Source organism: Pseudomonas sp. P9_31 (assembly GCF_034008235.1).
Classification (GTDB): Bacteria; Pseudomonadota; Gammaproteobacteria; order Pseudomonadales; family Pseudomonadaceae; genus Aquipseudomonas.
Window position 1 is genome coordinate 6,130,717 of record NZ_CP125375.1, and the last position, 25,824, is coordinate 6,156,540.

General features: G+C 60.4%; 23 protein-coding genes. All 23 read right to left on the reverse strand.

Annotated elements, in window-relative coordinates:
* A complete protein-coding gene (tssG, locus tag QMK51_RS27690) occupies positions 1-1,008 on the reverse strand; it encodes a type VI secretion system baseplate subunit TssG (RefSeq protein WP_320392661.1) in 1,008 nt (335 codons plus the stop codon).
* Positions 972-2,759: a type VI secretion system baseplate subunit TssF gene (gene tssF, locus QMK51_RS27695; RefSeq protein ID WP_320392662.1), complete on the reverse strand. Its 1,788-nt coding sequence runs from the start codon at positions 2,757-2,759 to the stop codon at positions 972-974. Before tssF ends, tssG begins: the two co-directional genes overlap by 37 nt.
* Positions 2,760-2,783: 24 nt before the next feature.
* The gene (locus QMK51_RS27700) at positions 2,784-3,239 is read right to left on the reverse strand and encodes a hypothetical protein (RefSeq protein ID WP_320392663.1); all 456 of its coding nucleotides are present in this window, start codon (positions 3,237-3,239) and stop codon (positions 2,784-2,786) included.
* 105 nt (positions 3,240-3,344) lie between these two features.
* Entirely contained in the window at positions 3,345-4,127 is a 783-nt protein-coding gene (locus QMK51_RS27705) for a hypothetical protein (protein WP_320392664.1), read from the reverse strand.
* On the reverse strand, positions 4,120-4,521 hold the full coding sequence (locus tag QMK51_RS27710) for a hypothetical protein (RefSeq protein WP_320392665.1): 402 nt from the start codon (positions 4,519-4,521) through the stop codon (positions 4,120-4,122). Before QMK51_RS27710 ends, QMK51_RS27705 begins: the two co-directional genes overlap by 8 nt.
* Positions 4,518-4,943, reverse strand: coding sequence for a hypothetical protein (locus QMK51_RS27715; RefSeq protein ID WP_320392666.1), 426 nt, complete (start codon positions 4,941-4,943; stop codon positions 4,518-4,520). Before QMK51_RS27715 ends, QMK51_RS27710 begins: the two co-directional genes overlap by 4 nt.
* 305 nt (positions 4,944-5,248) lie before the next feature.
* Entirely contained in the window at positions 5,249-5,449 is a 201-nt protein-coding gene (locus QMK51_RS27720; RefSeq protein WP_320392667.1) for a hypothetical protein, read from the reverse strand.
* A gap of 2 nt (positions 5,450-5,451) precedes the next feature.
* On the reverse strand, positions 5,452-6,264 hold the full coding sequence (locus QMK51_RS27725; protein ID WP_320392668.1) for a hypothetical protein: 813 nt from the start codon (positions 6,262-6,264) through the stop codon (positions 5,452-5,454).
* On the reverse strand, positions 6,261-6,773 hold the full coding sequence (locus QMK51_RS27730) for a PAAR domain-containing protein (RefSeq protein WP_320392669.1): 513 nt from the start codon (positions 6,771-6,773) through the stop codon (positions 6,261-6,263). The genes QMK51_RS27725 and QMK51_RS27730 overlap by 4 nt, the downstream gene beginning before the upstream one ends.
* A 43-nt stretch (positions 6,774-6,816) precedes the next feature.
* Entirely contained in the window at positions 6,817-7,194 is a 378-nt protein-coding gene (locus QMK51_RS27735; RefSeq protein ID WP_320392670.1) for a hypothetical protein, read from the reverse strand.
* A 34-nt stretch (positions 7,195-7,228) separates the two neighbouring features.
* A complete protein-coding gene (tssE, locus tag QMK51_RS27740; RefSeq protein WP_320392671.1) occupies positions 7,229-7,636 on the reverse strand; it encodes a type VI secretion system baseplate subunit TssE in 408 nt (135 codons plus the stop codon).
* A gap of 12 nt (positions 7,637-7,648) precedes the next feature.
* Positions 7,649-9,124, reverse strand: a complete 1,476-nt coding sequence (gene tssC, locus QMK51_RS27745; RefSeq protein ID WP_019580436.1) for a type VI secretion system contractile sheath large subunit — start codon at positions 9,122-9,124, stop codon at positions 7,649-7,651.
* A gap of 25 nt (positions 9,125-9,149) precedes the next feature.
* On the reverse strand, positions 9,150-9,653 hold the full coding sequence (gene tssB, locus QMK51_RS27750) for a type VI secretion system contractile sheath small subunit (RefSeq protein WP_253546010.1): 504 nt from the start codon (positions 9,651-9,653) through the stop codon (positions 9,150-9,152).
* A gap of 32 nt (positions 9,654-9,685) precedes the next feature.
* The gene (gene tssA, locus QMK51_RS27755) at positions 9,686-11,242 is read right to left on the reverse strand and encodes a type VI secretion system protein TssA (RefSeq protein ID WP_320392672.1); all 1,557 of its coding nucleotides are present in this window, start codon (positions 11,240-11,242) and stop codon (positions 9,686-9,688) included.
* A 715-nt stretch (positions 11,243-11,957) separates the two neighbouring features.
* On the reverse strand, positions 11,958-12,887 hold the full coding sequence (tagQ, locus tag QMK51_RS27760) for a type VI secretion system-associated lipoprotein TagQ (RefSeq protein ID WP_320392673.1): 930 nt from the start codon (positions 12,885-12,887) through the stop codon (positions 11,958-11,960).
* Between the two features lie 84 nt (positions 12,888-12,971).
* On the reverse strand, positions 12,972-14,699 hold the full coding sequence (locus QMK51_RS27765) for a formylglycine-generating enzyme family protein (RefSeq protein ID WP_413817507.1): 1,728 nt from the start codon (positions 14,697-14,699) through the stop codon (positions 12,972-12,974).
* Complete coding sequence (locus tag QMK51_RS27770) at positions 14,692-15,888, reverse strand: ABC transporter permease (RefSeq protein WP_320392674.1); 1,197 nt, start codon at positions 15,886-15,888, stop codon at positions 14,692-14,694. The genes QMK51_RS27765 and QMK51_RS27770 overlap by 8 nt, the downstream gene beginning before the upstream one ends.
* Positions 15,881-16,603 (reverse strand): ABC transporter ATP-binding protein, encoded by a 723-nt coding sequence (locus QMK51_RS27775; protein WP_258700813.1) that lies wholly within the window; start codon positions 16,601-16,603, stop codon positions 15,881-15,883. The genes QMK51_RS27770 and QMK51_RS27775 overlap by 8 nt, the downstream gene beginning before the upstream one ends.
* Positions 16,603-19,647, reverse strand: coding sequence for a serine/threonine-protein kinase (locus QMK51_RS27780; RefSeq protein WP_320392675.1), 3,045 nt, complete (start codon positions 19,645-19,647; stop codon positions 16,603-16,605). Before QMK51_RS27780 ends, QMK51_RS27775 begins: the two co-directional genes overlap by 1 nt.
* The gene (locus QMK51_RS27785) at positions 19,644-20,375 is read right to left on the reverse strand and encodes a PP2C family protein-serine/threonine phosphatase (RefSeq protein ID WP_258698161.1); all 732 of its coding nucleotides are present in this window, start codon (positions 20,373-20,375) and stop codon (positions 19,644-19,646) included. Before QMK51_RS27785 ends, QMK51_RS27780 begins: the two co-directional genes overlap by 4 nt.
* Positions 20,376-21,026: a type VI secretion system-associated protein TagF gene (gene tagF / locus QMK51_RS27790; protein WP_258698162.1), complete on the reverse strand. Its 651-nt coding sequence runs from the start codon at positions 21,024-21,026 to the stop codon at positions 20,376-20,378.
* Positions 21,023-24,523, reverse strand: a complete 3,501-nt coding sequence (tssM, locus tag QMK51_RS27795) for a type VI secretion system membrane subunit TssM (protein WP_320392676.1) — start codon at positions 24,521-24,523, stop codon at positions 21,023-21,025. Before tssM ends, tagF begins: the two co-directional genes overlap by 4 nt.
* The gene (locus tag QMK51_RS27800; RefSeq protein ID WP_320392677.1) at positions 24,520-25,818 is read right to left on the reverse strand and encodes a DotU family type VI secretion system protein; all 1,299 of its coding nucleotides are present in this window, start codon (positions 25,816-25,818) and stop codon (positions 24,520-24,522) included. Before QMK51_RS27800 ends, tssM begins: the two co-directional genes overlap by 4 nt.
* Positions 25,819-25,824 lie beyond the last annotated feature (6 nt).

A 25,824-nucleotide genomic window follows, 5' to 3' on the forward strand; every position in this document is an offset into this window, starting at 1 on the left:
TTAATGAATTTTGCTGCCCAAGGTCACCACGCCGTCCGCTTTTTCGCGGCCGAGCCAACTGGTCCACCCCAGACGACAGGCGTTCTGCTCACCGATGCGCAGCTCGCGGATTTCTTCCTGGCGCAGCACCAGGCGAATGTCGTAATCGAGCGGGTCACGCAGGGTGAACCGCACCAGCGCGCACAGCGGCTGGTAGCCGAAGCCAATCGGCAGGAATTCGTGGAAGCGTTGCCAATCGAGCTCGCGGATGTGAATGCGGAATTTGCCGCTGCGGTCGCGCACGTGTTCGCCCAGCACCAGGTCTTCGCCGAGCAGGCTGTTGTCGCGGCCCAGGCGATTGCGCTGCTCGTCGAGGATTTCGACGCGACGCTCGATGCATTGCTCGATGGTCAGCTCGGCGTGCTTGAAGTAGTAGCGCAGCACCGCTTCGATCAACGCCGCCGAGTGCGCGCGCAAGCTGAGCAGGCCGAGGTACGGCAGCAGGCGTTTCCAGTTCAGTTCCTGGGCCTTGCGGATCTCTTCGCCACCGAGGCCGATCAGGGCAAACAGCTGCGCCGAGAACGGGTCGAGCGCCCCGCTCTGGAAGCTGGCGCGATAGCGGTATTTGCGCCAGATCGGCAGCATCAGCCGTTGCAGGCGATGGTGGAACAGGTCGAGGAAGTTGCGGGTCGGGTTGCCGTCCTCGCTGTCGCCCAGGGCCTGTTCGCCATAGAACGCCGGCAGCGGCGAACCGGAACCGACCAGGCCGATCAGGTTGAAACGCAGGCGCGCACGCATCTGCCCGTGCTCTTTGAAAAACTCCACGCGATCGACGTCGCTGCCAGGGAAACCCAGGCTCGGGTTGGCCTGGAATTCCAGCTGGTCGTACAGGTCGTCTTCGCTCAGGTACGGGTGCGCATCGCGCAGCCGGTCAATCACCAGCAGCACGGCCTGAAACAGCGAGTACTCGCGTATTACCCGGGTCAGCCCGCTTAAAGCAGGGGCTGCAGGCCCATACGTGGTGTCCATTGGTACACCTCTCCCTGTGTGCTTTTTACCCGCAGCTCGTGGTACGAATTGAGACTGGCGTAAAGCGCGAAAAACTCGTTAAGAACCGAAGCGAAAACGAACAAGTCGCCCTCGCCGATGTACCCTTCCGGGTCGATGGTCAACTCGGTGCGCAACCCGCGCACCGGCAACCCTCGGTGCAATCTGTCGACATGCTGGTGCTTGATCGACTTGAGCCCGCCCAGCAGGCGCTTGCTGACTTTTTCTGCGTGTTGGTCGTAGTAGCGCGGCAGGTCGTAGGTTTCGAGAATCACCTTCAACGCGTTGACGTCGGCCAGCGACAGATAGTTGAGCGACATGTTGCTGATCAGCTTCCAGAGGAAGTCGCGGTTCAGCGGCGGCGCGAAACTCGACGTGGCCGGAGTGATGTTGCGGAAGCTCAAAAACTCCGGCGTCTCTTCACAGGCCACGCAGATGTCGCCGAGCTTGAGCTTGCGCGGCAGGTTCTGGTTGGTGCACATCAGCTCGATCGACAGGGTTTCATGGGCTTCGGTGTGGCGGATACCGAAGCTCAGGTAGGTGTCGAGGCCGTCGTGCAACAAGGACGAGCGCTGGCGGATGCTGTAATGCGGACGGCTGGTGGGCACGTCGAAACTCGGGTCGTGCTCGAAGGATTCGAACGGCACGTACTCCTGATAACCGAGGCCGCCAGGCTTCCAGCCGGTCACGGTTTCCACCGAAAACACGCCGCAGTTTTCCAGGTCGTATTCGGCCGGCAGCAGCAGGTATTCGTCCTGTTTGCCGTCGAGGCGAATCGGCAGCGCATCGTGCTCGAACAGGTTAACGATCGGCGTGCAGTAGAGCTTCACGTTGTCCAGGGTCGGACGCATGCGCATGATGCCGCTCTTGCGAATGTCGAAGCGCAATTCCAGGCCGCGCATCTGCTTGAGCGTGTCTTCCGGCAGCGCCTTGAGCAGGTCGAGACCGTTGATGTCGACGAAGAGGAATTTGTCCTGGAAGGCGAAATATTCCTGCAAATAGCGATAGCCGCGGAAGGTGTTCAGCGGATACGGAATCAACGCTTCTTCTTCGGCAAACCCCACCGGCTGCACGCGGTCGCCAGGCATCTTGAACGCCATCGGCTGGCCGCTCACCCCGTTGATGGGCTTGCCGGCGCCGTCCAGCGGGATCAACTCGATGCCTTCAAGGTTGCGCAACAGGCTCAGGTAAAGCATCTGGCTGATGTAGCGCTCACCGGCGAAGTGCAGACGCAGGCGACTCAGCTCCAACTCGCCCAAGTGACCATCAGCGCTCATCTCCAGACGCAGGCTCAACAGCGAACCGTCACCCTTCACCGAGTAATTCAGCGCGGCCAGATCCAGCGGCAACACCTCGGTCGGGTAGCACGTGCGGAAACGGCAGCGCACGTCATCGACCGGCACACTCTCCACCGGCGTATCACGCTCGACCCTCAACGCAGGTCCGGAACGCTTCAACGGGTCGAACTGCAAAATGCTGAACGCCGGCAGCGGCCGCATGTAGTTCGGCCACAGCAGCTGCATCAGCGAATGGCTGAGCTCCGGCAACTCGTCGTCGAGCTTCTGGCGCAGGCGACCGGTCAGGAACGCAAAGCCTTCCAGCAACCGTTCCACATCCGGATCCCGCCCGGCCTGACCGAGGAAAGGCGCCAACGCCGGGCTACGCTCGGCGAAACGACGACCTAACTGGCGAAGTGCGGTGAGTTCGCTTTGGTAGTAGTGGTTAAAGGACACGGGTTACCTGCCTGGTAGTGGAACTCATGAAAAAATTGTCCTGTAGAGCGCGACCGTCAGGCCGGCACACACGTAACCGCCGATCAGGAGATAAGGCACAAGCATGATCAAGCCGAACGCCATGTAAGCGTCCTGAGACTGCCCGGCGATCAAACAACACACGCCATAAATCACCCATGGCACGATGTAAAAAGGGATGAACTTCACCGGCGCCCACCAGACCATTCGCAGCGCTTGTTGCTCGTTTCGGCTCTTCGCGGATCGGGACATCCACAGCGAAAACCCCAAAAGCCCAGGAATGCCCCACCACAACAGGTACTCCCAATGGGTGTGGGATGAATCAAACGTCGTGTACTCGCCAATCCACAGCTGATAGGAAGAGATCGTCAGTACAGCAAGCAATGGCCACCACAAGGCGACCATGAAGAAACTCAGTTGCGCGCGGCTAAGCATGCGCATCTCGTCCGCTACATCGTTCATTGGCGAGCCTCCACCGTCAAAGACTTGGCCCGACCGACCGGTAACACCGTTGTCAGGAAAGAGCGAAACTTCACTGGGTTCTCCGCAGGCGAAAATTTCTGGCGATCAGGCGCATTCAGGCACCCACCAGTCTTCGTAGCCTTGAGTGCCGGGATACAGCAGTGTCGGGCCAAGGAACTTGGGGGCAATACCAGCAATTTCGGTCACCCGAAAATTCCATTCGGACGATTCGAGCAGCGCGCCGTCTTTGGTGTACACACGAAAAAAGTACTCGCTACTGAAAAACCCGAACACTCGCCCGATCAGGCCCAGCTTGTGATAGCCGGGCGCGTATTGGACGACATAGCACTCGCCCGACTCACTCGATTGTTGGGTCAAGGGCTGCGCCGTTACACCACCGAAAATCTTCAACCCAAGCAAAACGATGCATACGGACACGCCAGTCAGAGCCGTGATCAGTAACAACCACGGTGTTGCTCGACGGTTGTGAATGACCAACGATTCCAATCCCGCGCCCTTGCGCCAGCGGGTGTAGCCAGTGTCGATGGCGCTAGTCAGCAAGATGGCGCAAACCGTCAAGCCACCCGTAAGTGCGCAATACCCCAAACCACGGATGGGATACTGCGGCAGCATGTAAAACAGGATCGCCAGCATCATGAAAATCACCAGTCCAAACTGGATCGCCTGGCGCTGGATGAAGACCAGAATCAAATTGAGGGACACGAAAAAGTAGAAAATCAGGTACATCGCCATGCCAATGGCGACACCGCGCGAGGTCAGCCCACCGACCAGTTGTTTATAGGCAGGAACGGCATAGCCATTCATGACGATATAAACCACGCAAGCCAGCGCGTGCACGGCCAGACCGATGACACGACGGCTATTCATACACAACCCCGGCCATGGCTTTATCGGCACTCAAAATCTGGCGTTGCTGAAGATAGATAACGCCCTCGCCGGCGAAGAACATCACACTGTCGGCAGTCAACGGCTGGCTGTTTTCATCTCCTGACTTCAGCCAACCCTGATCCCATAATGACCCGTCATCATTGCGGATCTGAACGAAATAATAGGGTGGTTCTGATTTGCTGATTTCTACGAACTGGCCACCATCGGCACCACCACGCCACTTCGCATTCGGGTACTCACTCAGCACGCGAGTCTGAGCTTTAGAGAAATCCATGTAGCAAACAATCACCACGAGCGACATGCAGGCGAGCGCACCCATCGCCATGAGGAAGCGCTGTAGCCAAATCATTTCGAGGCGACCCGAGCTGGTCATGCGACCACCTCCTGCGAAGGACTCGCAGGCAACGTCTGCCGCATCAGCACGTGTTTTTCCCAACGCAGCTCAATGACCTGCGTGACCAGAATCGCCAACAACGTGACGCCGCCTTGGGCCACGGTGTAGAAAAGCGCACGCAACGGGTTGTCGGGCACCATCATGAACAAAATCCAGGCAACCATCAGCGCGAGCAAACCGAGTTTGGCCCATAGGTTCGGGAAAACTGCGACCAGTGCGTTCACCCCGAAAAAAATATAAATGAACATGTAATGAGCAATGCCGATTCCCACGCCACGCGTGGTGAACCCGCCGTTGAACGCTTTATAGGCAACGACGACTGCATCGTTCAGGAACGCGTAAGCAACGCATCCAGCAGCGTGGAAAGCGAGGCACATGGCAAAGCGGACGTAGATGTTCATGCTGGACTCAAATTCGCATAGTAGGAACCGGTGAGCTCCATCACGACGACGGTCATTAACACTACGAACGTCAGTGCACGATGGAGCAGCGACTCTCGGAATCCACGACGAAGCCCGGTCAGAATCAGCACAAGACACAGCAATGCCAGAGCGCCAAACAAATTGCTGTCGGCTACAACGGCCAGGTAGCCTTCTATTTCACCGCTCACTAGCATGTCTGTCATTTTTCCATGTGCATGTAAGGTGTATTACTGATAAATGCATTCAGCCACTGCCATTCCCGCTAGGGTATGACCATATAAAAATCAGACACTGGAATGCGTCAAATAATAGACACCTATCGCAAACATGACTGGAACAGCCATAACACAAATAAAATTCAATACCTTGTGAAGCCTTTTTTCCCTAACACTTGGTATAAGCCCGGCAACACCAACAAAAAAACAAAAAAACGCCAGCACGCCGAAATAGTCATTATCTACCATACCGGCAAAGTAACCTTCCATAGTCATCCCTTATTAAACCCCATAAAATTCCAGCGGTATAATTCAAAGTACTTAAGATAATCTTCACTAACAGAGCCTTTCGTCAGATTACGGTAAGTCCAGCCCGCCCCTGACTTAATGAAGTATCCTTTTTGCACCGGAAGCCCTACATATCCTCCACTTTGGGGATCAGCCATATCTTTCCCCTTAAGCTTCTCAAACCATGTAAAAGGCCAGATAATTGCTGCGTCTGTATTTCCCTGGCGTATATCAATTCGTGAGTCAGCCACAGCCACAGCCATCTGTATGTGATGGGCAGTATTATTCGTTATCGGACGATCAAGTGCCTGCGCAAGGATGTCGCCCGGCATCAAATCCTCCAAGGAGGCTACTGCTACAGTATTGACCCCCGTTTTTTGCATCTCACGGGCGCCGTAAGTCAGCATCACCATTTCAGCGAAACCGTACTTATTCGACCCATATCGATCATGAGCGGACGGACTATAATTTTCCATGTTTCTATAAGCCCTTACGCCAGTCACCAGTTTAACTGGAAGCCCGCGCTTACTAGAAAACTCTACTAAAACCATGATTGCAAAATCTTCGCAGGTAAATCTATAGTTACTTACCGCGCCATTTTTATCCCAATACTGCTCATTGATCAATTTTTCCGCAATCAATGGTGCTTCGTCGTGATAAGCAGTAATATCTGCATCAGTCCAAAAAGCCGTCGTTTTCCAGAACACTTTATAGGTGACTTTTTTTCCGGCCGGATCTGCCTTTGGAGTTAGTGCAACTGACCGCGCCATCAAGGTAGACAGAATTTCGGCACTCATACCGGCGCTCCGTCAATTGCGGCGTGGAAGTCAAAAGTTTCACCTTCTTTTCCTCCTACCAACTGGGTTCTACCCATTGCATCACTTTGCCCAGAGATAACTTCGCCTTTGGCAGTGGTGATTTGATAAGGAATATCCTGAAGTGGATTTCCATCCTGATCTTCCATCACAACATGCTGACAATGGGAAAACAGCATCAACGGAACCGGCGGAATAAACGGCACCGGCGAATGCGAGTTCCCGATAATCACCGTCGAAGACCCAGCCGTAACCTTATTGCCATGAGTACCAACAGAACCCACCGTTGCCGCCGACTTACCATTGATCAAAACAGTGGTCGCAAGGTCGCCAACCAACGCGCCACCGCACGCCGAGGCATCGCCTTGGCTGGCAGCTGCGAGGCCATCGAAGAACACGTCGCCTGACCCGGCGACGATCGGGTTGGTGCCGTGGCCGGGGAGCGGGCAAGCGGTGGGGTCGGTGACGCGTGCTGCGGGTTTTCCTGACATGGGGCTCTCCTTAATCGACCTTGGCTTGACGACTGTTCATTGCTCAACCACACACTGGAATTTTCCAGCCCTCGTAACCCGTCGCTGTCGGATAGATCGCATGAGCGTTTACCCATTGCGCCCGTTCATCCGTCGTGAATTCGTTCTGCCAGATCAACCATTCAGACGACTTCAACAACGTGCCGTCTTTTGCGTACACCCTGAAAAAGGCTTCACTGGTGAAAAGACGGAAGATCTTTCCGGGGATGCCCAGATCCGAATACTGCGGAATGTAGGAATTGATGTAACAAGTCCCAGGCTCGTTCCAGACTGTGGAGTACACGTGAGCGAGCCTTGAAGCCGTCACTTTCATGTAGCAGGCAGCCAACATCAGGGCAGCGGCAGTCAGGGCGATCAGCAGCAAAGTGCGGCGCACGATCATTGCCAACGTACTTGGAACCCTCAATCGCATATCCCTAGTTCACCTTCACTTGACCGCTGCCATCCAGGCGCGCAGCGAAACTGACCTGACGCTTGAAACCATCAACTTCCAGCAAGCCTTCAATGCTGAAGGACAGGCGAAGCTGATCGTGCTCACGCGGCAGGGAGATGACACGCACGTTGCTCAGGCGCGGTTCGTAGGCTTCGATGAAGCTTTCGATGGCCAGGCGGGCCTGACTCAGGGAGTCGTGCAGGCTCAGGCGCATGTCATTGAGATCGGGTAGCCCGTAATCGGACAGCGTTTGCACGCTGCCCGCACGGGTGCTGAGCATCTTGGCCAGATGGGCAGCCACGGACGCCATGGCGGAAACCTCGCGGCTCCAGCCGACGCGTTTGTCCGCGTCGCCACCCAGGCGTTCGAAAAGGCTGCCGTATCCAGTCATGAGTCGCTCCGCTTACTCTTTGTCCAGCTTGCCAACCAGCGACAGGGTGAAATCGGCACCCATGTACTTGAAGTGCGGGCGCACGTTCAGGCTGACGCGGTACCAGCCCGGCTCGCCTTCAACATCGCTGACGATGATTTGGGCTGCGCGCAGTGGACGACGGCCACGGACTTCGGCGCTCGGGTTTTCCTGGTCGGCCACGTACTGGCGGATCCACTTGTTGAGTTCCAGCTCGAGGTCGGTACGTTCTTTCCACGAACCAAGTTGCTCGCGCTGCAGCACTTTCAAGTAGTGAGCCAGGCGGTTGACGATCATCATGTACGGCAGTTGGGTGCCGAGCTTGTAGTTCAGCTCTGCGGCCTTGCCTTCAGCGCTGATGCCGAAGAACTTCGGCTTCTGCACCGAGCTTGCGGAGAAGAACGCCGCGTTGTCGGAGCCTTTGCGCATGGTCAGGGAGATGAAACCTTCCTCGGCCAGCTCGTATTCACGACGGTCGCTGACCAGTACTTCGGTCGGGATCTTGGTTTCGATTTCGCCCATGCTTTCGAAGTGGTGCAACGGCAGGTCTTCAACCGCGCCACCGCTTTGCGGGCCGATGATGTTCGGGCACCAGCGGAATTTGGCGAAGCTGTCGGTCAGCTTGGTGCCGAACGCGTAGGCGGTGTTGCCCCACAGGTAGTGTTCGTGGCTGTTGGCGACGGTTTCTTTGTACACGAACGACTTGACCGGGTTTTCTTCCGGGTCGTACGGGTTACGCAGCAGGAAACGCGGCACGGTCAGGCCAACGTAACGGGAGTCTTCCGACTGACGGAAGCTCTGCCATTTGGCGAATTGCGGGCCTTCGAAGTGATCTTTCAGATCTTTCAGGTCCGGCAGACCGGTGAAGCTTTCCAGGCCGAAGAATTTCGGGCCAGCCGCAGCAATGAACGGCGCGTGAGACATGCAGGCTACGCTGGACACGTACTGCATCAGTTTCACGTCCGGCGAGCTTGGGGACATGTAGTAGTTGGCGATGATCGCGCCAACCGGCTGACCACCGAACTGACCGTATTCAGCGGTGTAGATGTGCTTGTACAGGCCCGACTGCATCACTTCCGGCGAATCTTCGAAGTCGTCCAGCAGGTCGTCCTTGGAGACGTTGAGGATTTCAATCTTGATGTTTTCGCGGAAGTTGGTGCGGTCGACCAGCAACTGCAGGCCACGCCACGACGATTCCAGGGACTGGAAGTCCGGGTGGTGCAGGATTTCGTCCATCTGACGGCTGAGCTTGGCATCGATCTCGGCGATCATGCGGTCGACCATGGCCTTTTTGACCGGCTCGCCGTTGTTCTGCGGCTTGAGCAGCTCTTCGATGAACGCCGACACACCGCGTTTGGCGATGTCGTAGGCTTCGTCGTCCGGGGTCAGGCGGGTTTCGGCGATGATGCTGTCGAGAATGCTGTATTCGCCGTTCTCGTTGCTCTTTTGCTGTGCTGCGCTAGTGCTCATTGTGGCTTCCTTGGCTGATAGGGGCTCAGGCGTCCTGGGCTGCGGCGTTCAAGCCCAGCTCACCCAGTACGCGACCGCGGGATTCGTCGTCGGCGAGCACGCCTTCGATGGCTTTGCGGAACGCAGGCGCGTTACCCAGCGGGCCTTTGAGGGCCACCAGCGCGTCGCGCAGTTCCATCAGTTTTTTCAGCTCAGGCACTTGCTCGACCAGCGAGGCCGGGTTGAAGTCCTTCATCGAGTTGACGCGCAGTTGCACGGCCAGCTCTTCAGTGTCGCCTTCTTCCTGAAGACGGTTCGGCACGCTCAGCGTCAGGCTCAGCTCTTGCTTGGCCAGCACTTCGTCGAAGGTCATTTTGTCAATGCTGATCGGCTTGCGATCTTCGACTTTGCGTTCGTCCTTGCGGTGGGTGTAGTCACCGATTGCCAGTAGCTTCAGCGGCAGTTCAATCTCTTCCTGAGCACCGCCGGTGGCGGGTTTGAAGGTGACGTTGATGCGTTCCTTGGGGGCTACCGAGCCTTCTTTGGCCATGGCTTTTCTCCTTGCGGTTGTGGCCCTGGGGCCTATTCGAGTACCACTTCGAGATCGAGGTGGCACAGCCTGCGATAAATCTCTTCCTTGCGTTCACGCACTGCATGGTTCTGCGGTAACAACTCGCAGCAGCTATGCAGCAAATGCAGCACTTCCAGCGCAAGATCGGGCTCCCAGGCGTGCAGGCCTGAGTCCTGTAATGTTTGGTCGAGGGTCTCGAGTTGGGTCTTGGCCAGTTCGTATTTCTTGGCCATGAAGCACAGCCGCGCGAGGGCGAACTGCCAGAAGAATCGAACCCGCCCGCCGTGGGCGCTTTGCAGGCCCTGCTTGAGGATTTGCACGGCAGCCTTGAGGCCGTCCTTGCGCAGAATCGGCATGACTTCTTCCAGGGCCACTTCCCAGGCCGGCTGGGTATCGGCGACTTCGACCTTGCGCGGCGCACTGGCGCTTTGCAGGTGCGGCATGACGTGGGCGCCGATCCAGGCGCGTGTGGCCGGATCGGCGAACGGCGCGCCGTCGTGGAAACGCAATTCGATGATGCCGGGCAGGCGCTGAACCAAAAGCGCGAAGTGGATTTCCACTTCGCGCATTGCCATCTCGGCGTTCAGCCCCTGGAGGCATTCCCAGACCATTCGCTGGCCATCGAACCAGAACGGCGCCTTCGCCAGGCTCGCCTCCAGCTCTACCAGCAGATCAGCGTATTTCCCCTGGTCGTAGCGGTCCTGATAGGCCTTGAGTTTGTCCGCCGGCACGCCACGCAGAGCGGTGATCTGTTCGGCGTTGCGCTCGGGCACCGCGTCGATGGGCAACCACAGCAACGTGCGATTGAGGCGCAGGGCGCGCAGGTCGGTGGCTTTCTGTTTGAGCCACCAGGCACACAACGGACGGGCGTTTTCCTGCTGGGCGCGCAGGGCCTTGTGGGCTTCTTTCTCGTTGTCGATCGGCGCGCCGGGGGTGAGCAGCTGGGTCGCGGCCTGCTTGACCTGGGCCACCGCGGCGCCCACCACACCGGGCTCCGGCTGGTTGTCGGCGGCGCGTTGAACCATGTTTTTCAAGCGACGGGAAATCGGCAGCAGCAACGGCGCGTCGTCGCCCAAATGCTCGGTGCACGCGGCGTCGAGGCCTTCCAGATGCTCGACCAGACGGCGGAACATCGGCAGTTGCTCTTTGATCGCGACGTTTTCGTTCAGCACCTGTTCAAGACGCGGCACCAACCAGCTGATGGCAGCGGAGCGAGTGCGGGCCTTGTTCGGGTGAACCTCGGCCCAGTGGTTTTCACAGAGGTGGTGCAACAAACCGAGGCCGGCCAGCAGCCCCTGGAAGGATTCGCGCTGGTACAGCGCCCAGGTCAGCCACGCTCCGACACGTAAATCCTTGGACTGGGTACGCAGCAGGTTTTCACTGTTTTCGCGGATTTTCAGCCAGTCGATCTGACCGCTTTCGTGCATGGATTGAGCTTTGGCCAGCTCGCTTTCCAACGCCTCGTATTCGCTCGAAAAGCGAACATCCTCGCCCGCGAAATTCTCTTTGGAAACAGAGGCTTTTGCGAGTTCAAGGTAATGGGCGGAAAGTTTGCTTGAGTAGGACATCCATGGCCTTTAATTAGGATTACGGTCATACGGCTCATTGGAGTTGAAATGGAGCCGGACAGTATCAAAGAGCTGCGATGAATCTCATCCAATTGAGTTCATGCTCTTTCAAGGCGCGCATCCTAATCACAATGATGGCCATTAGCAAGCAACCAATAAAACAATAGAACTACGTCTTCGTTATTGCTGTAGGAGATCACCCTATATGCCACAGGGGATCCCCTGACGCCGGCTTTGACCTCCCCAGCTTCGACGCATCGCCCCCGAAACCATTGAGCCAGAGCGGTTCATCAACCCCACCAATCATCACAGGACATTCACGCCCTGAAGCGGAACCCAGCATGACAAAAATAAAACATGAAAAATGTAGGAGCTTTCCGAAAAGTTACAGTCATCCATGGACAAGGCGATGACTGAAAATAAGCATAAAAAGTGCCATCAAAATGATGGCACTTTTATATTTCAGCAAACTCTACATACATGGAGTTACATAGACCAGCCCATTACCGAGGGCTATTAAGAATCGTCTGCCATCCGTTGAGTCACAAAATGCCGGCTCTAGATTAAGTAGTACGAATTAAATCAAAAACACGCAGGCCATCCAGTTTCCGCGCATCCGCTTGCTCCGATCAAAGTCAGCCAGTACAGATCGTTCCCATGCTCTGCGTTCCGACTACGCAGAGCGTGGGAATGATCAAGACCTACAGAAACTCAATCAAGCATTCGGGCAAGGCACCGGTGCCCAGTCGCCCAGGTCCGGGTTCTTGCACATGCTGTTGACCTGAGTGGTGCCTGCGCTGGCGACTTGCTTGCTTTCCGCCTGTTTGGCTTGTGCGGTCTGCAAGGTTTTCTCGGTGGTGACCGCTTCTTTCGGCACGGTTGGCAGCACCGGTTTCTTCGCCGGTTTCACCGCTTTTTTGCTCTTGGTCGGCGTCACGACCGGGGTGGTTTCTGCGGACGCCACGGTGACCACGTCGGTGCGCTGCACGCCTACTTGCTGCAGGTCTTTTTCGTAGGCCTGGGTGTAGTTGTTCAGGTCTTCGCTGGCTTTACCGTTAACCGCGACGATCAGGTCGTTGGACTCTTTGAGGCCCGCGACGATCTCTGCCAGACGCTTGCGGCCCTCGGTGTCGTTGACGGTCTTGGCCTTGCGGTCGGTGACCAGTTTGGTAAACGCGTTCTGGTAGCACTGCTGCGAAGCCTTGGCGTACGCGGTGCTGCGGTCGATGTCGGCGGAACTTTTGTTGACGTCGGAGGCGTAGGACGCGATGCGCTGGTTGTCATCGGCGATCTGCTTCTGACGCTCGTTGTAATAACCGACCGCGCCGCCTGCCAGGGCACCGCCCGCTGCACCGATGGCGGCGTTGCGGCCACGGTTCTCGGAATCGGTCAGGGCGCCCAGCAGTGCACCGCCGACAGCGCCGACGGCCGCGCCGGTGACGACCGACTTGGTCATGTTCGAATCGGTGGCACGCAGGTGCTGTACCGGCTCGTAGCAGTTGGGGTAGTACTCGACCTTGGTGCTCGAGGCGACCTTGGAGGTCGGCGACGTGGCGCAACCGGTCAGTACGGTGCTGAAGCCGACGGCCATCAGCAACAAGTGACGCTTGGAAAGCGAAGCAAAAGATTTACGGGAGGAAAGCATAGTTGTGTTCTCTTTTAAGTTTGACCAGCTCAGCACGGCCCACCGCCGCCTGAGTCCCTTCCAAGCTCGCTATACAACGAACGATCAAGACCGCTGGGCGTTCGATGCGAGCAATTCCTTCAATATCGCCGCCGGATCGGCTCGTCGTTGCTGACGATAGTCACCGACATGGCGAACGAACAACGTTGCGCGCGTGACCAGGCTCTTGCCCAGTACCGGCTTGCGCTCCAACTCTTCCTTGATGCGTTGAAACTGCGCCTGGATCACGGCATCGGTGTAGCGCGTGCCGGTCGCCAGGTTGTCGATGTAGATCGCCACCGCGCCGTCCAGCGCGCTGCGGCCATTGTCGATGGCGGTAGCGAACAGCTTGGCGCTGACCTCGTCCTTGGCGTCCACGGCCTGCTGGCGACTCTTCTGCAAATTGGTCAGGCGAATGTTGTAGTTATTGACGGTCTCGGCCACCAGGGCCGCCGACTGGATCAGGTTGCCGGCGGCTTCCTCGCGCTGCTGGGCGATGAGCGAGACGTTGCGCTTGAGCTCTTCGTTGACCAGCCCCAGCTCGGCTTGCAAGCGCGGATCGACGCTGGCAGCAATGATGCTGTCCAGGCGTTTGGTCGGGTCCTGGGCGTCGTCGATCGCATCGGTCAGCGAAGCCAGCCGACCTTCTTTCTGCCATTGGGCAAACAGTTCCTTGTAGCGCGAACGTGGCGCCGACAACGCGCCAATCGCGACCCGGAACCCGGTGGTTTCGTTGTTTTGCTCGGTGCCGTCGGCGGCGAACAGCGGGTACTCGCGGCGCATCCCGGTGAACAAGGTGCCCTCGCCTTCCAGGTAATTGCCGCCCTTGACCACAAAGCCCCCGTAGGTGCCCTGGCGGCGTCCGGCGTGCACGAGCTGGAAGGACTCCTGGACCATCTCGGCGGCATTGCCGATCACGTCGAACAGGCCGATGGGGTTTGCCAGCTTGGTACCGATCGGCATCAGCCGCGCGGCCTGGCCGGTGCCGCCGGCGACCTGATTGAAGACTGCCCAGTCCGCCAGTGGCCCATCGCTTTCGCTGCCCTCCAGACGCCGGGGAAACAGGCGCCCTTCCAGGTCCTGACGGCTGACGGCCTGCCCGCCACGGGCAGCAAATTCCCATTCGACCTCGGTCGGCAAACGCACAAAACCCAGCCCGCCCTCTTCCGCCGAGGTGCCGCGACCGCTCACCGGTAGCAGGTCCTTGTGGTATTTCATCAGCCAGGCGCTGTACACCGCCGAGAAGCGTTCGGCCTCGAATCGCGACAACTTCACCTTGGGCAAACGCCCGGCCATGCCTTGCGGCGCCTCGGCTTGCAAGGCCTCGCAGGCCGGCGCCGGCTCGCCGCTGGCCAACGATTGAGCCTGGGCCATGACCTGGGCGTATTGGCGGGCGGTAACTTCGTATTTGCCGATGAAATAGAGCATCGGTTTGAGTGGTGTCTTGGTGTCTGTCTTGGGCATCAACGGCGTGATGGTCTTGCCCCAATCCTTGGGCAGATCCTTGAGGGTGAACTGGCCATTGATGAAGTCCCGGCGATAACCTGAAATGAACGACTGTTGATAACCGGCCTCGCCTTCGCTGAACGGGTAACCGAGGCTGATCTCGCGGTCGTCCAGAGCGCCCTGGGCCAGGATGTAGACGTAACGGAACACCATCTGCCCTTCGCACGGCAGCGGCAGGCTGACGTCGTCGGGCAACGGCTTGGGGTTGTCCAGTTTGTCGGTGCTTTCATCAGCCCAGACCATGCCGGCCAGGCTCAGCGCCACGGCGGCGCCCAGTAACTTATACATCTCGGATTCCTTCAAACGCCTGGATACGCGCCACTCGCCAGCCACCACAGACCGCCGCCACGGCGCTGACGCCGAGCACGGCCACCAGGGCCAACGCGTAGTGACGCGCCAGCAGATGACTGGCGTACTCGCCCGGCATCTGCGCAAATAAATGGTTCAGACCTGATTGCGCCAGACCATACAGCCCGGCACTCAACAGGGCGGCAAGGCAGGCGCTGTACAGCGCCTGCACCACCACAAACAAAAGCAACGCCGCCGTGGAAAACCCCAGCAGGCGCAACACCGACAACGCTCGACGCTTGCGCTCGACCGCCGCCAGCGCGCCGGCAAAAATCGCCGCGAACGCTCCCGCCACGGCCAATCCGGCAATGATCCAGAACACGATGGACAGGTTGCGGCTCAGTGATTGCACCTGGGCGATGGTCTGGGCCTGGGTCGAGACCAGCAGATTCTGCGCAGCGAAGTACTGACGCAGTGGCTCGACATCCTTGAGGCTGCGGGCGTAAAGACGAAACGCCGGATACACCCGTTGCTCCGTCACGCCCACCGCATCACCTGGCCAACCGAATGCCGGCACGGCGCGGCCGTCCCGGTAATCTTCAGCCGCTTCCAATAACGTCAATGAGGCGAACAATCCGTCCCGGGCGAAGGCCTCCAGCGGCAGAACGTGCAGCACCTGGACGCGAGTGCGCTGCGCCTCGCCGCGACCGGCCACCTGCCGGCCGAAACTGGCCTGCAGCCAATCACCGGCCTTGGCCCCGAGTTTTTCGGCGGCGGTCTGGCTGAGCAGCACCTGATCCAGCCCTGGGGGCACCGGCAGATTGCCGAGCAAGGGGTCGTTGGCGGCGGTGGGGATCATTTCGACGGTCACCGTCGAAGCGCCAGCGGTCAGATCCGTCGTCGCGGCAATCTGCCGGGTGCGCGGCAAAGCGAAAGCCACGTCGCTGCGCCGGCTCAATTGTTCGATAAACGCGGCACTGAATCGGCCGCCGCCCAAGGGAATGATTTCCCGGGTGGCAGGGTCGTTTTCCAGGCGCTCGGTCAAACTGCTGACCAGGCCGAATTTCAAGCCGAACAGCACCAGCAGCGGTGCGACCACCGCCACCAGCGCCAGTACCGAACAGGCCGACAGCCATGCATCGTTGCGGTAATCCTGCCAGGCCAGGGAAACCACCAGCGCATTACGCATCAGCAGCCTCCCCGAGGGTGGCGGTGACACCGCCATCGACGTCGCGATGACAACTGATGCGCCGCACCTGCAAACCGCTGGCGCGGGCCAGTGACTCGTCGTGAGTGGCGACGACGCAGCACACGCCGTGTTCGCGGGCCTGGGTCACCAGTAACTGCATCACGCGCTCCGCGTTCAGCGGATCGAGGGCGGCGGTCGGTTCATCGGCCAACAGCAGACGCGGCCCATGGGCCAGGGCCCGGGCGCAACTCACCCGTTGTCGTTGGCCGACAGACAAGTCGCCCGGCCTTTTGCCCAGTTGATCAGCGATATCCAGTGCCCCGGCCAGGCGATCCACGCTACCGTCGTCTTTCAAGCCAAGCAGTTTTCGCGACAGGTCAATGTTGCCGCGCACGTCCAGAAAATCCAGCAGGCCACCGGTTTGCAGCACGTAGCCCAAGTGCCGGCTGCGCAAGTCCGCCAAGGCACTTTGCGCATCTGCGCGCCACAGCCCGGTAATGTCTGTCCTGGTTTGGCCGGGCGCAAAATCAAACTGTCCGGCCTGATCCGGAGCCAGCACCAGCGCCAGCAAATCCAGCAACGTGCTTTTGCCACAGCCACTGGGACCGACCACCGCCAATTGTTCACCGGCACGCAGTTGCAGCCGTGGAATCACCAGGCTGTAGCGCTGGCTGCCGGCGCCTCGGCTTTTGTGCACTGCGCTCATGTTCAGCATCACGGCAGCGTCGACAATGGAACGCGGTACAAGGCATCACCCGGTTCGGCGTCGCCGAAACGCACCCAGTTAGCCAGGTCGTTGTGGAAGGTTTCGTAGAGGCGGATCTTCGAGTCCAGCTCGTCGATAAAGTCTTCCTGCTCGGCCACGCTCAGGGAAAGCCACAAGTCCTGAGTCATGTTCAGCGACTTGCTGCGATAGGGCAGCCCTTCCAGGTACTCACCCAGAACCCCGCCATCGGCCAGATTGCCGCCCTTGCGCAAGGCCGAAGGGTCGCGGCTCATGTAGGCACTGGCGCTGGCGATTTCCTGGAAGAAATTCTTCGGCGAGGTCTGGGTCTTGCGGGCGGCATCGACGATCAGTTTCAGCGATTGCTGCAAGTCGTTGAGCTGCAACTTGGTCAACATCACGCACACCTGGAACGCCGGCAGTGTCGGGTTGGTCAGGTCGCGGTCGGCGGTCCAGGCGCTGACCAGTTGCGGCGCCTGGCTGGCGGCTTTACGCCCCAGGAAGTCCATGTGCATCGCGTAGCCGACAGCCGCCGACTTGTCGGTCAGGCTCGGCGCGGCGCTCAGCAGCGGCACGGTTTGCGGCTTGTCGCTGCGCACCTGATGCACCAGGTCGGCAAACACCGAACCGATCTCATCCACCCGCTCACCGAACTTGCGCACATCGGCGCCCGGCACCGGAATGTACAGGTCGCCGATCTGCGGGTTGGCGTCGGCGGTCAGGGTGCGGTACTGGCTTTGCGCACCGTCATGGGTTTTCTTGCCGGCATCGCTAAGCAAGTGCAAGGCGTAGATCTTGATCTGCTTGCCCAGCGCGGCCTGGCGCACTTCGGCCTCGTTCATTTGCGTGGCGGCATAGGGGTCGTTCTTGCGCAAGGCACCGGCATCGGTGACCAACAGAATCAGGCGCCCGCCATAGCCGGACCAGTCCATGCCCTCGACCGCTTCCATCACGCCGGCAAACGCATCTTCGTTGAACGAATGGCTCGAGACCGTGGACGCCTTGACCTGCCGCGCCAGGTCCATGAAGCGCTGCGGGTCGCGGCCCTGTTCCAGGGTGATCAAGGTTTTGGCGACGTATTCCAGGCCCGGGGTTTTCTGGATGCTGCTGCGAAACCCCACCAGGCCAAAGCTGACACTGTCCAGCTCGCCCCGCTCGGCGATGCGGGTTTGCAGTTGGTGTACGACGTCGCGGACCTGATCGATGTAGGGCTGCATGGACACGGTGGTGTCAACGACCAACACCACGGCGGTGCGGAACGCGTCGGCGTTAGCAGTAGTGATTGGTGTGTTGTTGGCAGCGGCCTTCGGAGCATTACCGGGGTCGATGGACGCCACATTCAGCAACTGCACCGGCTGGCCGTTTTCGTCGAAACTCTCGCGCGAATCGAAGATCGGCAACAGGTAAAACTGATTCTGCGGCACCGCACTGGCGGCCGGTTCCAGGGCCAGCACCCGCTGGTTGTCTTCGCGATTCTGCTGGGCCTTGAGCAACAGGTTTTTGGCGGCCGACGGATCGGCCAGCAGCTTCTCCACTTCGCCGGGCTGACGCAGGAACATCACCGGCGCACGGCCGGAGCGTTCGGTGAACTTGAGCACCAGGCTTTGCTTCCAGTCGCTGACTTGTGCGGCCGGCAACCAGCCGTCACTGCGCCCGTCGGTGGCGACGCCAACACGCAGCCACGGGTTGCCATCAACCTCTTTGCGCTCATAGACGTAAAGCACGGAAAACGCCGGCAAGGCCTTGCCAGGTGTGGCCCCCGGGTCGCTGGCGAATTTCGCCCCCGGCTTGCTGAGTACCCGCTGGAACAAGGTTTTTTTGCCGGCCATCAACAGCGGACGCTGACCGCCATCGACCTCCGTCGCCACCGGGGGATTGACGGGTGGCGCCACGGCCGGCGGCGGACTGACCGGCGGCGCTGAAACCACCGGCACCTTGGCGTCGGTTTCGACGTCACCGGACAGCCACCAATAACCCGCGCCGCCCAAGGCCAGAACCACGGCCACCGCGACGGCGGCGAGTGCGAACACCGGCCCCTTGCGCTGCTCCGATACCGTGGACGGCGGCGTCGGCTGCACAGTCGGCGGAACAAGCTTGGGTCGAGGTTGTGGCTGCGCGGGGCCGGTCGGTATATCGATGGACACCGGCGTCAGCCCCGCCAGGTCATTGCTCACCGCAATCGGCAATACCGGTATTGGCAATGGCCGAATCGTGGTCGCTTCAACCGATTCCCGAGGCAGATTATCCAGCGCCTGCAACAGCGCCGCTGCATTCGGGAAACGGTCGGCCGGATCCTTGGCCAGCAGCTTGCGCAGCACCTCTTGATAGCGGCCGTGGTGCACCGGCAGCTCCGGCAACGGTTCGGTCAAATGCGCCAGGGCCGTGGAGAGCGCGTCGTTGCCGGTATACGGCAGTTTGCCGACGAGGATTTCGTAGAGCACCACGCCCAAGGCATAAAGATCGGCCCGGCCGTCAATATCCTGGCCACGCGCCTGTTCCGGGCTCATGTAGCTGGGGGTACCGACGGCGAAACCGGCCTGGGTGAACTGGGTGCGGTCGTCCATGGACTTGGCGATACCGAAGTCCGAGAGCACCGCCGTGCCATCGGCACGGAACAGAATGTTCGCCGGTTTGACGTCGCGATGAACCAGCCCCAGCCCATGGGCATAGCCCAGGGCCGAAGCGATCTGGCGGATGTAGATCAGGCCCTGTTCTGGCGTCAGGCCGGCGGCGATGCGCTCCTTGAGCGTGCCGTTGGGCAGGTATTCCATGGCCATGTAATACAGCTCACCGACATGGCCGATGTCATGGATGGTGACCGTATGCGGGTGCGACAGGCGCGCCAGGGTTTTGCCTTCGCGCAGGAAGCGCTCGCAGAAACTCGGGTCGGCCGCCAGCGCGGCGGCCATGACCTTCAGCGCCACCTTGCGCTCCAGCGAGCGCTGGGTCGCCAGGTAAACGCTGGCCATGGCGCCTTCGCCGATCTCGCCGTCGATGTCGTAGCCGGGGATCAGAATGTTCAGGGTGGAATTCATGACGGCACCTTCACGACGATGACGGTGATGTTGTCCGGAGCGCCGCGCATCAGGCCCAGAGACACCAGGCTGCTGGCGATTTCCCCGGGCTCGTCGTGGCTCAGCACCTCGCGGATCTCATGATCTTCAACCGTTTTGTTCAGCCCGTCGCTGCACAACAGGTAACTGTCGCCGGGCCTCAATAGCAGCTCGACCATCGCCAGCTCCAGTTGTGCCTCGACCCCGATGGCGCGGGTGACAATATTGGCCCGTGGATGCACCCGGGCTTCAGCTTCGCTGAGCAGGCCGCTGTCCTGCAGATCCTGAACGTAACTGTGGTCCCGCGAGATGCGTTTGAGCCGGCCGTCACGCAGGCGATACAAGCGACTGTCACCCGCCCACAGGCATACCCCGCGCAAGTCACGCGCCGCCATCACCACCACAGTGCTGCCCATCATGGTCACGCCGCGGTTGGCGGTCTCTTCACGCACGGCGGCGTTGACCCGCAGCAGGTCGGTTTTCAGCGCGGCGGCGTATTCATCCAGCGAGCGGCCCACGGCAATGCTACGCAGACTGTCGACGATCAGACTGCTGACGTAATCGCCCGCCGCGTGCCCGCCCATGCCATCGGCGACCACCCACAGGCCGTTTTCCGGCCGGTCCAGGCAAGCATCTTCGTTAACCTGGCGGACCATACCGACATGGCTCTTGCTTGCAGATTTGAACGTCTTTCCAACGCTTGAACACATCTACACAACACCTTCTTGGCCGAGCAAAAATTGCGCAAAATCAGCGGCGGCCGGCAGGCCCTGGCACCGCAATAAAGCGGGAGCGATACGCTCCGAACCCTGGCCCCACCACAGGCTTGCGCCTTCGCAGGCCAGTTCGGCTAGCGCGGTCATTCGCGCCTTCGGGTTAGTGGCATCAAAGCAATGCAGGCCGGCAAAACGGCTGCTTGGCGCGCGACGCAGATACGCCGGGCTGCCCAGCGCTTCCAGTCCTGCACCGAAAGCTTCGAAGCTCGCCTCCACGCTCAACGTGCTCAACATCAATTGCTCAACCTGCTCAAACCAGGCATCCGAGCCGCCCACCACCGATGCCGGATCAGCGTCGTGATCCAGCAGCACCGCGACGGTCAGCGGAAAATACCGGCCAACCCGATCGATGCTCGGCATCACCACCCCAACGGCGGCCTGCGGCCCACATACACCGGGCCCGACCATAAAGCGCCACAGCGGACTGACCAGATAGGCATCCAGCCAACGGTCCCCGAGGCTCTGGCTGGCAAGCAGGCCCGCCGCCAGCCACGAATCCCAGGGGCCGATGAAACTCTGCGGCAAGCCACGGCTGACAAAGTCCCCGCGACTGGCCAGTTTTCCATAGAAGCCCGGCGTGCTCATAAACGCTCCGGCAGGCTGAAACCGCTGAGCACACGGCTCTTGAACGGGTTGAAGGCGCTGTTGGCCCGCAACTCATAAGAGACGCTGGCGCCGTCGACCCGCAGCCGCAGGTTGAAGCGATCCGGCGAGTTGCCGGCGGTCAGGTCCGATTGCTCCAGCAGGCGGAACCAGGCCCAGGGCCCGTCCAGGGTGATGCCCGAACGACCGCTGGCTGAAGGCGGCATGATCGAGATCCGCACCACGCCGATGCTGCCGGGGTTGGGCCATTGCATGGAGGTGGGGCGGCTCGGGCCGTGGTCGTAGCTCAATTGCTGGCCATCGAGGTCGAGCAAAAACTGGGTGATGGTGGCGTCCATCGCCACTGGCTTGAGTTCGAAGCGCACCATCGGCTGGGTGCCGCCGGAACGGAAAAACGCATCCCGGATGGTCGCTGCCCGCTGGAAGGTTTGCAGTACGCCAGGGGCAATGCCGAGCTTCTGTGCGGCGCCCGGTTGCCAGCGCCAGGCCTGAGTGGAGGTATCCACGTACGGCTGCAGGTATTTGCGGAAGTAGTTGTCCATCACCCCGCCCACGCCGAAGAACTGGCCGAAGTCGTCCAGGGTTGCGTCTCGCGCACTGCCCGGCGACATCGGATAACGCCCGGCCAGGGACTGGCGATAGATGTTCACCACTTCGCTGGTCCAGGCCGCGTTCAGTTGATTGCGTACCCCGCCCATCATGCTGTTAGTCGTGGAGTTGACCACCGACTTGACCAGCCCCTGCACCAGCGGCGGCTGACGTTCGGCGTTGAGGCTGACCCGTGTCGCGGCCGCTGCGGCCTGGTTCTTGGCTTCGCCGAGCAAGGCCTCGCCGCTGGCGCCGACCATGGCGCTGACCTGCACATACAGGGCATTCATGTCGGCCAGCAGGCCGTCGATGACCGCCGGCTCGCCTTCGTTTTTGCTGACGATGCTGTTGAGTTCGGCAAAATGCGCGGTGACTGGATCGTCACTGGCATCCGGTGTGTTTTGCGTCGCCTGCTCCTGGCCGAGCAAGGTGCCCAAGCGCTCCTTGAGCTTGTCGACCCCACCCTCGACCGGCGCGCCCTTGGCGGCCAGCAGGCGCTCTTCCTGTTGCAGATCGGTTTCCTTCGCCACGGCCACCAGCAGTTTTTTCAACGGCGAGGTCGGGCCGGAAATCACCCGCAGCACATCGGCGGCCTGGGCCACGCTGGTGATCGGCACGAAGTCGATATCAGCCAGCAAGGCGTCCCACTGGCGCTGGTAATCCTGGAAATACAGGCGGCGCACGTCGGCGGCCAGGCTGACGACGTTCTGTTGTTCTGCCTGGTCGCGACCGAGCACCCACTGCTCCTCGGCCAGGGTGCCGGTCTGGTTCAGGCTGGTCAGCAAAAACCCTTGGCGGTAACCCTTGGCCGTGAAGAAGCCGCTCAAGGGTTCGCCCAGGGGCTTGCCGCTCTTGCGGCTGAACACCAGCGCGGCATCACGCCCGGCCGCTTCGTTGATACGAAAGTCCGGGATGCCGTCCGGCAGTTTCTGCCGCTTGACCCGGTCATAGACACGCTGGGCCACCGGCAGTTGCTGCAACTGCCGACGCAGGTCGTCGATCAGGCGCGGGTCCAGACGTGCGGTGGGCGGATGGCGTTCGAACAGTGCCAGCAAGTGCTCCTCCAGGGCCAGACGCTGCTCGGCCGGCAAGTCGCGCGGCAGGCTGCGATCCCAGTCCAGGGCGATCCACGCCTTGATGAAGTCGGCATCGTAATGCTCGCTGTCGGCGAGCATCAGGTAGGCCTTCAAGCCTTCGTAAAGGAAGTCCGAATTGCCGCCGCCGTGCAGTTGCTCTTCGATGCGCGTGAGCAAGCGTGGCGCGAAGACCGCGATCAACAGCTTGCGATAGACGCTGCCAGACTCGGCTTCAAGCATGTTGCCCTGATACAGGCCCAGGCCTTCGGCCCAGCTCGGCGCGTCGTTGGCCAAGTGCTTGACCGCGTTGAGCAAGGGCAACACCGCGAGCACGTCCCGTTGTGCCGGGCTGAGGTTCTGCACGGCCTGGCCCAGGGGCGCGACTTTCTGATCGACTTGCGCGATATACGCCTGGTTGGCGCGGTAGCTGACCCACCACAAGGTCCCGACCACCAGCACCAGGGCCACGGTCGAGGCCAGCACGCCCCGGGCGATCCACTTGCGCCGACGTTCGACTTTCGGGTTGACCCCCACCAGCCCACGCTCGGCAAAGGCCACGGCGCTGAAGAGTTTTTCGATGAAGTAACTGCGCCCGGTGCCGTTCTGGCGCGCCAGGTGCTGGCGGTCCAGGTTCATGCTCTGGGCCATGGAGCCAATCAGCCGGTCAATCGGGCTGCCTTCCTGGGTGCCGCTGGTGAAATACACCCCGCGCAACAGCACCCGCTCTTCAAAGGCGTTGGGTTTGAATACGCCCTCAAGGAAGCTTTGCAGGCAATCTTTCAACGCGCCGAACTGTTGAGGGAAGCCGTAGATCAGATCGCGCCGCGCCGGGTCGCGTTCCTGTTGCAAACGCTCCACCAAACGATCGTTGAGGCGCTGTTCCAGGCCGGCGAATTCGCTTTGCAGATGGGCCAGCGGGCTGTCATTGTTTTTACCGTCGTCCAGGGCAAAGGTCATACCCCAGACCTGAGCCCGCTCTTCCTTGCTCAGGGTATCGAAATACTCCATGAACCCTGGCACCAGATCGAGTTTGGTCAACATCAGGTAGATCGGAAAGCGCACGCCGAGTTGCGTGTACAGCTCCTGGATACGCAGGCGGATCGCGGCGGCATGGGCAGCGCGCTCGGCGTCACTGCTCAGAAGCAGGTCGGAGAGGCTGATGGCGATGAACGCGCCGTCGATCGGACGCCGGGCCCGCTGTTTTTTCAACAGGCCGAGAAAACCCAGCCACGCGGCTTTATCGACTGTCGCATGGCTGTCCTGGGTGGTGTAGCGCCCGGCGGTGTCGAGCAGCACGGCCTGATCGGTAAACCACCAATCGCAATTGCGCGTGCCACCGACACCGCGTACCGCCCCGGCGCCCAATTGCGCCGCCAATGGAAAGTGCAGCCCGGAATTGACCAGCGCCGTGGTCTTGCCCGAACCCGGTGGGCCGATGATCACGTACCACGGGAGTTCGTAGAGATTGCGGCGCTCGTCCCCGCCCAGCTTGGCTTTCTTCAACAGTGCCAAGGCTTCGTCCATGCGCTGGCGCAGGGTTTCGAGTTCCTCAAAGGTGGCGACGCTGGTCGGGTCCGGCGGGGTTTGCGCCGCCAGGCTGCGCATCACTTCGGCGGCCTGACGGCGCGCCTGGATGATGCGAAACAGCCGATAGGCGATCCACACCGCGAACACCAGAATGATCAGCGTCCAGCGCCGGCCTTCGGGCACCAGGAATTCGAGCAGCGGCCCGACAAACCAGATGATCAGGCTCAGGGCGATCAGCCCCAGCAACGGAATGACCCAGCGGATGATAAAACTGAAAAACGCCTTCACTCGACCCCCTCCGCCAACACTGTGATTTCGACCCGACGATTACGCGCGCGGCCCTCTGTTGTAGCGTTCGAGGCCAACGGTTCGGTGTCGCTGCGGCCTTCGGCGCTGAAGCGCTCGGGCTGGCCGGTTTTGGCCGAGAGGATTTGCAGCACCGAAGTGGCACGCGCCTCGGACAAGGCCCAGTTCGATGGAAACCGCAGGGTGGCAATCGGGCGATTGTCGCTGTGGCCGGTCACCCGGACCTGACCCTTGACCTTGCGAATGGCATCGGCGATGCGCAGCATCAACGGCTGGAAATTGTCGACGATGCTGGCGCTGCCCGAAGCGAACAGCTCATCGCCACGGATGGTCACCACTGAACGGTCAACGGCATCTTCCACGGCCACCCGGCCGGCCTTGATTTCATCGGCGAGGAAGCCCGCCAGGCGGGGACGTTCGATCAGTTTCGGTTGCACCACCGGACGGTCGATGGCCTGCACCGGGATCTCACCCAGCGCATGGATATTTTTAAACACCGGCTCGGCATCGGCGGCCAGTTTCAAGCGCAGGCCGAACAGCAGTGCCAACAGCAACGCCACGCCGATGGCCACGGCGATCCATGGCGGCATGAATTGCGCCAGCCGGTCGCGGGCCACGGTGACGCCGCGCCAATGGGGCGACAGTTCACGCTCATATTCGCCACGGGCGCTGCGGATGACCGCACTGGTGCGTTCACGCAAGGCTTCCAGTTGGCTGCGACCGTCGTTGATGACCCGATAACGCCCTTCGAAACCCAGGCACATGCATAGGTACAACAGCTCCAGCAGATACAAACGTTCGCGGGGGCTTTGCAGGCAATGTTCCAAGAGCAGGAACACCTTCTCGCCGCCCCAGGATTCGTTGTGCACGGTGATCAGCAGGCTCTGTTTGCCCCAGTCGCTGGCGCCACCCCACGGCGTACTCAACACCGCTTCATCCAGGGCGGTGCACAAGGCGTAACGGGCCAGCAACACATCGTTGCGCACCACACCGGCAGCCTCGGCGCGCTCCTCGAACTGGCGCAGGTAGGCCAGTAATTGCGCCCGCAGGCTCGCCGGCGCCGGGTGGGCAATGGTGTTGCGCAAGCGGGTCAGCAAAGCCAGCAACGGGCCAGCGGCGCTCTCCAGAGGGTTGAGACCTTCGGCTTTGCCGATCAAAAGCGGCGCGGCCGGCATCGAAAGCGGCGCGGCCTGGGCGCGACCGGCATCCGGGCGGGCCGGGTCGGCGCCACGACCACCGGGTGTCGGCATGAATTGGGTACGATCGTCGTTGCTCATTGCGGT